15 protein-coding genes are annotated in these 12,614 nt (G+C 35.4%); 11 read left to right on the top strand and 4 right to left on the bottom strand.

The features are described from left to right. Positions 1-21 precede the first annotated feature (21 nt). On the top strand, positions 22-306 hold the full coding sequence (locus ACQKM9_RS10680) for a hypothetical protein (protein ID WP_427734343.1): 285 nt from the start codon (positions 22-24) through the stop codon (positions 304-306). 361 nt (positions 307-667) lie between these two features. Beyond that, a complete protein-coding gene (locus ACQKM9_RS10675; RefSeq protein ID WP_427734342.1) occupies positions 668-1,141 on the top strand; it encodes an ASCH domain-containing protein in 474 nt (157 codons plus the stop codon). A gap of 100 nt (positions 1,142-1,241) precedes the next feature. Here the strand turns inward: ACQKM9_RS10675 and ACQKM9_RS10670 are convergent, their stop codons facing one another. Both ACQKM9_RS10670 and ACQKM9_RS10665 read right to left on the bottom strand, forming a co-directional pair. Further along, positions 1,242-2,507: an ATP-binding protein gene (locus ACQKM9_RS10670; protein ID WP_076064877.1), complete on the bottom strand. Its 1,266-nt coding sequence runs from the start codon at positions 2,505-2,507 to the stop codon at positions 1,242-1,244. Between the two features lie 117 nt (positions 2,508-2,624). Continuing rightward, entirely contained in the window at positions 2,625-3,005 is a 381-nt protein-coding gene (locus tag ACQKM9_RS10665; RefSeq protein ID WP_038186732.1) for a rhodanese-like domain-containing protein, read from the bottom strand. Between the two features lie 104 nt (positions 3,006-3,109). Here ACQKM9_RS10665 and ACQKM9_RS10660 point away from each other — a divergent pair, with 104 nt between their 5' ends. The 4 genes from ACQKM9_RS10660 to ACQKM9_RS10645 all read left to right on the top strand — a co-directional run bounded on the left by ACQKM9_RS10660 (position 3,110) and on the right by ACQKM9_RS10645 (position 8,106). Next, positions 3,110-3,943: a lipoate--protein ligase family protein gene (locus ACQKM9_RS10660; RefSeq protein ID WP_427734341.1), complete on the top strand. Its 834-nt coding sequence runs from the start codon at positions 3,110-3,112 to the stop codon at positions 3,941-3,943. A gap of 175 nt (positions 3,944-4,118) precedes the next feature. Continuing rightward, entirely contained in the window at positions 4,119-6,692 is a 2,574-nt protein-coding gene (locus tag ACQKM9_RS10655) for a vitamin B12-dependent ribonucleotide reductase (protein WP_427734340.1), read from the top strand. 422 nt (positions 6,693-7,114) lie between these two features. Beyond that, positions 7,115-7,684 (top strand): HAD hydrolase-like protein, encoded by a 570-nt coding sequence (locus ACQKM9_RS10650; protein WP_427734339.1) that lies wholly within the window; start codon positions 7,115-7,117, stop codon positions 7,682-7,684. 71 nt (positions 7,685-7,755) lie between these two features. Next, positions 7,756-8,106, top strand: coding sequence for a hypothetical protein (locus ACQKM9_RS10645; RefSeq protein WP_427734338.1), 351 nt, complete (start codon positions 7,756-7,758; stop codon positions 8,104-8,106). A 27-nt stretch (positions 8,107-8,133) separates the two neighbouring features. On the opposite strand, the gene ACQKM9_RS10640 is transcribed toward ACQKM9_RS10645, so the two are convergent. Next, complete coding sequence (locus ACQKM9_RS10640; protein ID WP_427734337.1) at positions 8,134-8,529, bottom strand: DUF3139 domain-containing protein; 396 nt, start codon at positions 8,527-8,529, stop codon at positions 8,134-8,136. Between the two features lie 113 nt (positions 8,530-8,642). Next, on the bottom strand, positions 8,643-9,521 hold the full coding sequence (locus ACQKM9_RS10635) for a DUF1385 domain-containing protein (RefSeq protein WP_427734486.1): 879 nt from the start codon (positions 9,519-9,521) through the stop codon (positions 8,643-8,645). Between the two features lie 181 nt (positions 9,522-9,702). On the opposite strand from ACQKM9_RS10635, the gene ACQKM9_RS10630 reads away from it, so the two are divergent. The 5 genes from ACQKM9_RS10630 (at position 9,703) to ACQKM9_RS10610 (ending at position 12,613) form a co-directional block, all read left to right on the top strand. Further along, complete coding sequence (locus ACQKM9_RS10630; RefSeq protein WP_427734336.1) at positions 9,703-10,152, top strand: hypothetical protein; 450 nt, start codon at positions 9,703-9,705, stop codon at positions 10,150-10,152. 27 nt (positions 10,153-10,179) lie between these two features. Continuing rightward, entirely contained in the window at positions 10,180-10,608 is a 429-nt protein-coding gene (gene aroQ, locus ACQKM9_RS10625) for a type II 3-dehydroquinate dehydratase (protein WP_427734335.1), read from the top strand. Positions 10,609-10,626: 18 nt separating this feature from the next. Further along, positions 10,627-11,688 (top strand): M24 family metallopeptidase, encoded by a 1,062-nt coding sequence (locus ACQKM9_RS10620; RefSeq protein ID WP_427734334.1) that lies wholly within the window; start codon positions 10,627-10,629, stop codon positions 11,686-11,688. 21 nt (positions 11,689-11,709) lie between these two features. After that, positions 11,710-12,267, top strand: coding sequence for an elongation factor P (gene efp / locus ACQKM9_RS10615; protein WP_427734333.1), 558 nt, complete (start codon positions 11,710-11,712; stop codon positions 12,265-12,267). A 103-nt stretch (positions 12,268-12,370) separates the two neighbouring features. After that, the gene (locus ACQKM9_RS10610) at positions 12,371-12,613 is read left to right on the top strand and encodes a SpoIIIAC/SpoIIIAD family protein (protein ID WP_051448760.1); all 243 of its coding nucleotides are present in this window, start codon (positions 12,371-12,373) and stop codon (positions 12,611-12,613) included. Position 12,614 lies beyond the last annotated feature (1 nt).

The following is a 12,614-nucleotide window of genomic DNA, read 5'->3' as shown; positions in this document are numbered from 1 at the left end:
TGTGAAAAAAGGGGAGTTTTCATGGCTTACTTTAAAAGTATTAATGATACAACTAATGATCAAAATGACTTGCTAAAATCCTTAGAAGAGGATTATCAAGAATATACGGTTGATGAATTAATTTCTGAATTGTACATAAAGCAACAAAAAGAACAAAGTACCTTAATCTATTTCACTCCAGATGCGCATACAAAGGCGCTAATGGAATACGAAAAGAAAATCATTTATGATTTGCTACATAAACATGGTTTAACGAATCTACAAATTTTACAAGAAATCAATAAGCAAAAAACGGTTATAGATTAAAACAGTAAGTATAGAATTCAAACCTGTTTACTGCATATGAAACCTCTTATATTAAGTAATGCAATATAATTATCTCATTACTAATATAGGAGGACTTGACATGAAATAATAGATTAAAAGAATGAGATACTTAAGGTATAGTTTGGCGAAAAGTCAAGATGAAAGTCTAAACAATCAAATAGAACTTCTTCAAAGAATCATTGTGATTGTATTTATTATTAGAAATCAAGTGGGCGTATAGATGATAGGCTGGAATCCGATAAAGTAGTAATTAAGGTGAAAGAACTATCAGATAAAGGTGAAAATGCCCTACTAGTATGCAATACTTAAAGGATTTTGATTGTAAGGAGGAAAGTACCTAATGGCAATCAATAAAATAGATGAATATTGGTATACATATGCTAAAGAAAATGAATTAGATATGGCAACTCCAGAGTCATGGATGTTTGGAGATGGCTCCAAAGAAATGGCGGATGATTTAGGGAGTTTAGTTGTGAATGGAATCAAAACAGCAACATGTGCTGCGCATTGTGTATATGAACTTGAAAAAGAAGAAATTCAAAAAGTTGGACAGTATGATATTGTGTTAGATGGTAACAATGAACCGTTAGCAATTATAAAATATACAAAAATCGATTTGGTGAAAATGAATGAAGTAACAAGTGATTTTACAAAGGCTGAAGGTGAAGGAGATTTAACCTATGCGTATTGGTATAGGGAGCATGTGAAATTTTTCACTTGGGAGCTCAATCAGTATGATCTTACCTTTAGCCCAGACTTATTACTTGTTTGTCAAACGTTTCAGGTAATGGATGTTTATCAAGATAAGGTATAAATAAGAAAAATTAGAACCATTTAATGAAGATATTAAATACTATTCGTAAAAAAATACTCTCCCTGAGATTGAGTCAATCATTCTCTAGGAGGGTATTTTTTTAGAACCCTATATTTACTTCATTTCTTTCCCATTCATTACGGAAGGCTTTTTTACGTTGTTTTTGTAAATCTTTAATACATTTCTCATAATCGAGTTTTTTATCATAATGCCAATTTAGAGCGACTGACATATATAATTCATTAAGTTGTGACATAGAAAGTTCTTTTGAAAGTTTAGCAGCATCAATTAGCTCGTCTTCTGTGAATATATGCTGAATATCTAATTTGCGTAAATATGTCGCACGTATTTCAGTTGTAGGATTCATAATCTCGTATGCTCGATCAAACCTTCCTGCACGGTTGATTAAAGCTGGATCGATGCGATCAGGATAATTGGTCGTACCAATTAAAAAAATACCTTCACGTGATTGTGCACCGTCGAGTGTATTTAAAAATAATGAACGTGTATATTCAGGCATAGAATCAATATCTTCAATAACGAGTATTGCTGGAGCTAAACTTGTTACCATACGGAAGACCTCTTCAATGGACTCGCTTGATGTATGCTCAGTTATTTGCCAATACACAACAGGAGCTGTTACAGAACCTGTAATGGACTTTACAAGCGTAGTCTTTCCGTTTCCTGGTGAGCCATATAATAAGATTCCTCTTTTATAAGGAAGGCCGTAATGTTTGAAGAAATTGCCACCCTCCTTGAAAAACTCATCAATTGAACGGAAAATCTCTTGCTTAAGTGAAGGTTCTAAGAAAACATCTTCTCTTGTAATTTGCTTACCTTCGCCGTAACTCCGTCGTTTAATACCATCATGAACATCAACTAAGTAGGTGACAGTTTCCATCAACATTTGACGTAACTGTTCTTGAACAGCTTCTATAAAATTCATCATTTTCTCCGCACTTGTTGTAAAATAGAAAAACTCTGGCCACTCTGAATCGGAGCGGAATACAGGAATCTGTGTAATAGCGACTTCATAATCAGGGAAGTAGATTAAAGAATTACTAAATGTCTTAATTGATTTTAACTGATTATCTAATTGATCTTCTGAGACAGAATTTAAAACAATGCTAGGTAATGAGGCATATATATAACTCAAATTTTCATAGCGGATTAATTCCTTTTCCATCATTTCTAGTAAATGATGATGAAATTGTGAATTATTTAGTTCGACAGTCACACCACGAAAATTAGCAGGGTGTACTTCATTTAGTTTTTTTGAGATGCGCTCAAAGACCGCTGATACATCTGCATAGTTAGGGATGTCTTGTCGCAAATCTTCGTGAAATGTATATAAGAATTTTGGCATTATATCCTCCTTTATGGACGTTATTAATTTATAGATAAAACATATATAATTAAGAAAAAATAGAGTCATTTCTGTTATAAATAGAAATGACTCTTTTTTATTTGCAACGCAATCAAATTATTTCACTTTGATTTTGCCTGTCCAATTTTTGTATCCACCTTGTAATTGGTATACTTGATCGTAGCCTTTTTTCTTTAATAACATAGCAGCACGTGCACTACGTCCAGCATTTTGGCAGTACAAGTAAACAGGTTTGTCTGGGCGAATTTCTTTATAGCGTTGACGAAGTTGTGAGGTTGGAACGTTACGAGCGCCTAGAATATGACCACCGTCAAATTCTTTTGGCTCACGCACATCTATTAATTGTGCTTTACGATAACCTTCAATAAATTCTTCTTGTGTTAAAGTTGTAACTGCTTTTTTGAAACGAAGAGCGTTTACTAAAGCGTATACAATCACCACAAATAAAACAATTGCTAATGTATATAACCAACTCAAATCGTCTTACCCCTTTCTATCTACAGTAATATTATAAAAGAACATGTAGCGATAGTCCAATGAGTTTGTTAAAATAGATAAGTTGATTATAAGGAGGAGACCAAATGAAAACAACATGGTATTTTATTAATTCAGGTCCTTGTAGCCCTGCATTCAATATGGCATTAGATGAAGCACTCCTACATTGGCATAGTAAAGGTTTAATTCCACCAGTAATACGATTTTACGAATGGAATCCAGCAACACTTTCTATTGGATATTTTCAACGTGCTGAAAAAGACATTGATTTTGAACAATTACATAAATTAAATGTTGGATTTGTACGCCGTCCTACTGGCGGTCGTGCAGTCTTACATGAACATGAACTAACATATAGCATCATTGTTAATGAAGACTACCCAGACATGCCTAAAACGGTGACTGAAGCTTATAGAGTATTAAGCGAAGGCGTATTACTAGGTTTCCGAAACTTAGGGTTAGATGCTTATTTTTCAGTTCCAGATTCAGAAGAAAAACGAGCAGATTTGAAAACTCCGAAGAGCGCGGTTTGTTTTGATGCGCCAAGTTGGTATGAATTAGTAGTAGAAGGTAAGAAGGTAGCAGGTAGTGCACAAACGCGACAAGAAGGTGTCATTTTACAACATGGAGCGATATTAATCGATCTCGATGATGAAAAATTGATTTCTCTTTTTAAATTTCCATCGGAAGCTTCAAAAGAGCGTATGCGCAAACATTTACCACAAAAAGCGGTAGCTATTAATCAGTTAGCACAAAAACCTGTCGATGTTGAGACATGTATATCTGCTTTCCGCAAAGGATTTGAGGACGGGTTAGACATAGAACTTGTACCGTACACGTTAACGCAGGAACAAATGGATTTTGTTAATAATTTAGCAAAAACTCGCTATGAAAGTGATGAATGGAATTTTAGAAGATAGTAGTCTTTTTGACTTATTTTAGTTTTACAAAAATCGAAAAATCGCTTCCAATGTTGTTAAATCAACATTTTGCTCAAAATCACCTTGTTTGCTTTTTTTATCAATATATAGTATCGTAATGTCTTGAACAAACACTATATATAGTATTTAAAGCGCGATCTAAATAGGGAGGCGAATGATAATGGTACTTGCTTCACAGCATCATAATCAGACGATTAATGTACAACAATTAAATAATGATATTCAACAATTTCCACAAGTTCATGCCATCACAGAGGACATGCATATAACACATAAAGGTGTGTCTCGATTAGTCATGATAGACCGTTATTCTTTTAAAGATACGGAAAAGAAAACGCTAAAAGCAGGGGATTTTGTTGTTTTAACGGTCAAAGCTGACCCTAAATTCCCAGCACGTGGTCTTGGTTATATCGTTTCAATTAATACAGAAAAGAAAACAGCTGAAGTGCTGATTGAAGCAGATTATAGAAGTGCTATTGATGATGATTCTGAACAACAATCAGGAATTGTCACACGTTCTTTAGACGTTATTGAGAAGCCTCTTGAAGTCTTTTACGAACAAATTGCGAAACGTAATGCAACTGGCTTAGCAGCCGTTGAAAAAACAGAAGAAAAACGCCAAGAATGGTATGAAAAATTCTACGAACAATTAGTGAAGTTAAACTTTATTCCAGCGGGACGTGTTATTTACGGAGCAGGCGCAGGAACAGATGTTACTTACTTTAACTGTTATGTAATGCCATTTGTAGCAGACTCTCGTGAAGGCATTAGTGATCACCGTAAACAAGTAATGGAAATTATGAGTCGCGGTGGCGGTGTAGGAACTAATGGTTCTACATTACGTCCACGAAACACGCTTGCTCGTGGTGTAAACGGTAAATCATCAGGATCTGTTTCTTGGTTAGATGATATTGCTAAGCTGACTCATCTTGTTGAACAAGGTGGATCACGTCGTGGTGCGCAAATGATTATGTTAGCAGATTGGCATCCGGACATAATTGAATTTATTATTTCAAAAATGCAGAATCCTCGTATTTTACGTTTCTTAATCGAAAATACAACGGATGAAACAATCCAACGTCTAGCAAAAGAAAAACTAAAATTCAAACCTTTAACGCAACAAGAAGAAGCGATGTATCAAGGTATTATTAATTATAAAACTATCCCTGGTGTCGGTGGTTTTAATGAAGCGATTATTCGTGATGCTGAGACGAAATTACGTGATGGCGGAACATACAGCGTACATAACGCTGAATTCCTAACTGGTGCGAATATTTCTGTTACAATCACAAATGAATTCATGGAAGCTGTAGAAGCTGATGCTGAATTTGACTTACGATTCCCAGCGGTTGAATCATATAATGCTGAAGAAATGAAAATCTATAACGATACATGGCATGAAGTTGGCGATGTTCGTGAATGGGCTGAAATGGGACATGCTGTACGTACGTACCGAAAAGTAAAAGCACGTGAACTTTGGAACTTAATCAATATCTGTGCAACTTACTCAGCAGAACCAGGTATTTTCTTCATCGACAACGCAAACGACATGACAAATGCAAAAGCATACGGCCAGAAAGTTGTAGCAACAAACCCATGTGGAGAGCAACCACTTGCGCCGTATTCAGTATGTAACTTAGCAGCTGTAAACTTAGCGCAATTTGCTCAAAAAGATACGAAAACAGTAGACTTTGAAGCGTTGAAAGAAACAGTTCGTGTCGGAGTACGTATGCAAGATAACGTAATCGATGCTACACCTTATTTCCTTGAAGACAACAAAGTACAAGCATTAGGTGAACGCCGTGTTGGACTAGGTGTTATGGGAATGGCTGATTTACTTATCTACTGTGAAAAAGAATACGGTTCTGAAGAAGGTAACATCCTTGTTGATGAAATCTTTAAGACGATTGCGACAACAGCTTATGAAACTTCTACTGAACTTGCAAAAGAACGAGGTAGTTTTCCATTCTTAACAGGAGAAACAGAAGCTGAAACATTATCACTTCGCAAACGCTTTACAGAAACTGGCTTCATGCAAAAAATGCCTGAGCATATCCGTGAAGCAGTACTTGAAGGCGGTATTCGTAACTCGCACTTACTAACTGTAGCTCCTACAGGTTCAACTGGAACAATGGTGGGGGTTTCTACTGGATTAGAACCATACTTCTCATTTACTTACTACCGTAGTGGTCGTCTTGGTAAATTCATTGAAGTAAAAGCTGATATTGTACAAGAATATTTAGCTGCTAACCCAGATGCAGATGAAGCAAACCTTCCTGAATGGTTTGTAACTGCCATGGAATTAGCTCCAGAAGCTCATGCAGATGTACAATGTATCATCCAACGCTGGATTGATAGCTCAATCTCTAAAACAGTAAACGCACCACGCGGTTACACTGTGGAGCAAGTACAGAAAGTGTACGAACGCTTATATAACGGTGGCGCTAAAGGCGGTACAGTTTATGTAGATGGTAGCCGTGATTCACAAGTATTAACTCTAAAAGCAGAAGAAAACGTTATGGACGAGGACACTCTACAAGAAGAACAAGTGACTGAAAAACGTCCAGTTGTTTTAATCGATACAATTCAAGATTTACGTTCAACAAACGTAACAATCGGCTCTGAAGTCGGTAACACATGCCCAGTATGTCGCAAAGGAACAGTCGAAGAACTAGGCGGCTGTAACACATGCACTAACTGTGGAGCACAACTTAAATGTGGTCTTTAAGTCACTGAATTTGAGCTACTAACGAGCGCGAAAACGGTTATTTTAGATAACACTTAAAATCATAACAACCATTAAGGACTCCCATTCATTAATAGATGAAGAGGGAGTCTTTTTTTTGATTGAAATTCAGTTTTATGAATAGATCTAGTAAAACCATGTAAAAAAGCACCTGGAATTTTTAACGTGATTCTGATTATAATGCAGATAAAAGAAGTTCCTGGAAGTTGTAGGTTAGGCGTATTATGTTTAAATGAGAGAAAGATGTAAATAATATTGCTATATTATCTGGAGGGAAAATAAACATGAATATTACCGTGGAAAATAAAAAAGACACGCCAAAAAATAAATACAACAATTTTTTGGGGAAATAGTAATAAGTAATTAATATAAATACTTTGTTTGTAGAAATTAGGAGGGGTTATATGAATATACTATGGGATTTTGATGGTACTTTATTTGATACATATCCAGCGTACACAGAAAATTTATATAAAATATTGAATGGGACAGTTGCTCGAGAAGATATTTATCGCGAATTGAAGATATCGGCAACACATGCATTTAAGTATTTCGAATTATCAGATGAACAAATAAAAGAGGTTAAACAGCTTAATCTAGACTTACCACCAAGCAGTATAAAGCCGTTTCCTAATGTTGAGAGAATTTTGCTATTTGCAAACAAAAATGTAATTATGACCCATAAGGAGCGAAAACCGGTTTTGGATATTCTTCAATACTATGGTTTTGAAAACTACTTCATTGAAATTGTCACTGTTGATAATGGTTTTCCACGCAAGCCAGATCCAACTTCTTATCAATATTTACATAAAAAATATGATTTAGATATAGCGATTGGAGATAGGGAACTCGATTTAATCCCTGCGAAGAAAATAGGGATGATGAGTTGTATGTATGGGGGGAGTTGTGAAGCGGCAGACTTTCAAATATATGATTATGATGATTTTTTTGATGTAGTAAAATTAAACAGTTAAACGTATTTTTTAATTTCCCATCTATGTGAACATTCATGATAAAATGAAGACAATTTGTTAGGAGTGATCATGTGGGTAATAAAATTGCGGGTATTTTCTTCCCGGCGTTTGCGATGTTAGGTGTTATCGCGATGACTTTAACAGGAGCTTTTGGAAATGAAGAAGCAAATAAATCCTATTTCCTTCTTAGCTTAGTCCTTGTTTTTCCTTTAACTTTTTTAGTGCAGGGAATTTCATGTGCTCTAAATAATATTAATCCATGGATTGCATTAGCAGTTTCTTATATTGCTTTTATCATTATCCTCTTTACGGTATTAAACAGCTCTGCATGGGGATATGGTTTATATTTTCTTGTCTTTTGGGTAATAGGTTACTTTGGAGTAAAAGGAATTCAAAAGCTTCGCGCTATTAAAAACAAATAAATCTGTGCAAATTCTGCACAGATTTTTTTAGTTATTATAGGCATGTGCACAAATTTCTTCACTATGTTTAGCCTTTTTAAAGGAACTTACAACTAACGGATTCTCTTTGCAAAATTGAATGATTGCTTTATTTTCTTTATGTAGGCCGTAATAATAAGTAATTTGCGGTTCATCTTTAAATTGTAATTGAAAGAAGCCGCGATAATAATCCTTGTGTACTACCTGTTTAGGTTCTATGTAACCAGAATTATCCGGAACTATCATATCGGTTGTAATGTCGTTTCTTTCCATATGTTTTTTCATATGATATTGAACTAAAAGCATCGTATAAGGATTGCCGTTTTTAATAATATAAATATATAAAAAAGATAGACTACTAATTAATATAAAAACAGCAGAAATAACAAAAAGTCTTTTCTTCAATAGAAAGAACCTCCTCCATTAAAATATACCAATTAAATCCATTTGTGTAAAATGTCATTTTATCTATAAAAAGAAAAACGTAGAAGAGCTTACTGAGCTCTTCTACGTTTCTGTTAGTTTATTGTTATATTTTTAGGGTCTTTCTCGATTTCTAATAATTTATTAAATGAAGCGATAGCAACTTCTACTTGATCGTCTTTGGGTTCTTTTGTTGTAAGTAATTGAAGCCATAAACCAGGATAACCTAAATAGCGAAGTACTGGTATATTCCGACAAGCATTAGTCCATTGCAGTACTTCAAAAGCGACTCCAAGTACGACTGGAATTAATAATATACGATCTACAATACGTAGCCAGAAAGGATCAGTTGGTACTAGGAAGTAGATGAACATACCTACGATAACTGTAAATAACATAAAGCTACTACCACATCTGTAGTGTAAACGTGATTGCGCTTGAACATTTTCTACTGTTAAAGGTAGACCGTTTTCATAACAATTGATAACCTTATGTTCAGAGCCATGGTACTGGAAAACACGTTTAATAAGTGGAGTAAGTGATACAAAATAAATATAACTAAGTAGCAATACTAGTTTGAAACCACTCTCTAACAAAATTTGTGCGGTTTTTCCTGGAAGCCATGTATGGAAAAGCTGTGCCAAGAATACAGGAATTAATGTGAAAATAAATTTACCAAATAGGAATGAAAGTACGCCAATTGCAGCTACGCCTAAAATCATTTGGAGCTTCGAGCCTTCTTCTGCAGATTCTTCAACTTCTTCGCCTGGATTGACATCATAGCGATCACCTGCAAATTGCAAATGCTTGGAGCCGATTGCAGCAGATTCAATAATAGCTACTATCCCTCTAATAAACGGAATCTTCTTCAGCCTTTGAAGCGCTGGCTTTTTTTCTTTTTTAACATAGAAATACTCTATTGAGTCATCATTACGGCGAATAGCGGATACAGTATGTTCTTTACCGCCCATCATTACGCCCTCAATCAATGCTTGCCCCCCGTAAATTGGAGTCTGAGGTTGATCCTTCACTTGCCACACCGCTCTCTTTTTGTATATTCAACTGTTCTTATTGTACTAAAAATTATAAAAAAGCTCTAGGAAAAGAATAGCTTTTGAAAATGAGGCAATGCTTGTAAAAAAGGAGTGTTGTGTTTTGAAAATTCAGGTCTTGTTTTGGACATCCATTTTAAGTGCAGTGTCGTTCACTGTTTGTCTACGATTACTACAAATATTTTCAATCATTCATTGGAGTCCAATCGGTTGGTCTAAGCGATGGCATTTGTTTAGTGGGCATACGCCATTATTTAAGTGGACGACATTAGTCATTATGTTGTTTGTTTTAGCAATTGTGATTTTTTATTTAAGTGAACTCTGCATTGCTATTCGTGCGGATATAGCTGCAATTGGATTGAGTATTATTCTGCTTTTTGGATTACAGTGGTGGATGTTCGGTACGGTAGAGCTAAAAAAAATATCGATTCCTATCTTCGTCTTAATTGCTATGCACTTACGTTTTATAGTGGAAACGGCAATGTTCCATAAAAAAGCAGAAAGTTTAGACACCCGAAGTAAAATACCTTATAATACTGATGTGGTAAAATAAATTCATCAAAATGGGAGGGGGAGAGATATGAATTACTTATGTTTAAATGGGCCTAATTTAAATCGATTAGGTAAGAGAGAGCCAGGAATATATGGTTCGGAAACTCTTCAAGATATAGATAAAGCCCTTCAAAAGCTAGCAGGTGAGTTTGGTGCCACAATTGAGTTAAAGCAGTCCAATCATGAAGGCCAGTTGATTGACTGGATTCATGACGCTGAAGACAATGAAATTGCTGGCATTGTCTTTAATCCAGGTGCATATACACATACAAGTGTTGCAATACGCGATGCTATAGCTTCTGTAAATGTTCCTGTCATAGAGGTGCATATCTCGAATATACATAAACGTGAAGAATTCCGTCACCACTCTTATTTAGCACCAGAGTGTGTGGGACAAATTTCTGGATTAGGGACTAAAGGGTACCAACTTGCATTACGCATGTTTTTAGAACAATAACAGGGGGAATTGATTATTATGGAAAAACTAAAAAAAATAAGAGCAGCATTACAAGAACAAGGGCTTGATGCAATACTTATTACAAATGATTATAATCGTCGTTATATGACTGATTTTACTGGAACATCTGGGGTAGCAATTGTTTCACAAAATGATGCAGTCTTTATTACGGATTTCCGTTACACTGAACAAGCTTCGAAACAAGTACAGAATTATCGAATTGTACAACACCAAGCTACAATCATTGAAGAAATTGCTAATCAAGTACAAGAGATGGGTATCAAAACATTAGCATTTGAGAAAGAAAACGTTAGCTATAGCACATATGAAGTATATTCGAAACATCTAAAAACTGATTTAGTAGGAGTTTCAGGTTTAGTAGAAAAAATCCGCTTGATTAAGACGGAGCAAGAGATTAATATTATAAAGGTCGCTTGTGAAATAGCGGATGCAGCATTCGAGCATATACTAACATTTATTAAAGCTGGCAAAACAGAATTAGAAGTATCAAATGAATTGGAATTCTTCATGCGAAAACAAGGAGCAACTTCATCTTCTTTTGATACAATTGTTGCATCAGGTGTACGCTCGGCATTGCCACATGGCGTTGCAACTGATAAAATAATAGAAAATGGTGATTTTGTCACTTTAGATTTTGGTGCGCTCTATAATGGCTATATCTCTGATACAACACGTACAGTTGCAGTTGGAGAGCCTTCAGATCAATTGAAGGAAATTTACAACATTGTATTAAATGCTGAATTACTTGGATTAGAGCAGTTTAAACCAGGTATGACAGGTATTGAAGCTGATGCAGTAACACGTGATTATATTAAAGCACATGGATATGGTGAGGCATTTGGCCACTCAACAGGTCATGGAATTGGTTTAGAAGTACATGAAGGTCCTGGATTATCGTTCCGTTCACCTACTGTATTAGAACCAGGTATGGTCGTGACATGTGAACCTGGTATTTACCTACCAGGAATCGGTGGTGTCCGTATTGAGGACGATACATTAATCACAGAGACAGGTAATGAAAAACTAACTCATTCCACAAAAGAATTAATCATTTTATAAAGTAATATTGGAGGAACATTCATGATTTCAGTAAACGATTTTCGTACAGGCCTAACAATCGTAGTAGACGGTGGACTTTTCCGTGTACTTGATTTCCAACACGTAAAACCTGGTAAAGGGGCAGCTTTTGTACGATCAAAACTTCGTAACCTACGTAACGGTTCAGTAATGGAAAAAACTTTCCGTGCAGGTGAAAAAGTAGAAAAAGCTCAAATTGACAATAACAAAATGCAATATCTATATGCTTCAGGTGATAATCATGTGTTCATGAACACTGAAACTTATGACCAAATTGAAATAACTGAAAACCAACTTAAAGACGAATTGAAATTCTTATTAGAGAACATGGAAGTTTCAATTATGTCTTACGAAGGAGAAATCCTTGGTGTGGATCTTCCAAATACAGTTGTTTTAGAAGTAGTTGAAACTGAACCAGGAATTAAAGGTGATACTGCTTCAGGTGGCTCTAAACCAGCAACAGTTCAAACTGGATTAGTTGTACAAGTACCATTCTTTGTTAATGCTGGTGACAAATTAGTCATTAACACTGAAGAAGGCACTTACGTATCTCGTGGGTAAATAATTCATTCTTTATAATCGACCCCTATAGCTTATGCTATAGGGGTCGTTTTTTTGTTCAGTCCGATGTTTGTATGATTGGAAATCATAACTTGCTCTAGCTTTGCATAGATTAGATTATACAAGAGGAGGGGCAGCTACGGAACTTCAAGACATTCTACGCATCGCCGGTATTGGACTTGTGATTGCGCTTTTACATATCTTCTTTGAACAAACCGGTAAAAAGGAATTTTCTTTTTTTCTTTATTTTCTAGCCTATATGTATATCGCAGCGGAATTGCTACATTTTTTACGTTTGTTCTTTGATGAAATTCTCACCTTCTTCCAATGGTTAACGGCTACCTGAG

Source organism: Viridibacillus sp. NPDC093762 (assembly GCF_050279675.1).
GTDB lineage: Bacteria > Bacillota > Bacilli > Bacillales_A > Planococcaceae > Viridibacillus.
Note: the sequence above shows the minus strand (reverse complement) of the source record. Positions and strands in the feature narration are given on the sequence as shown.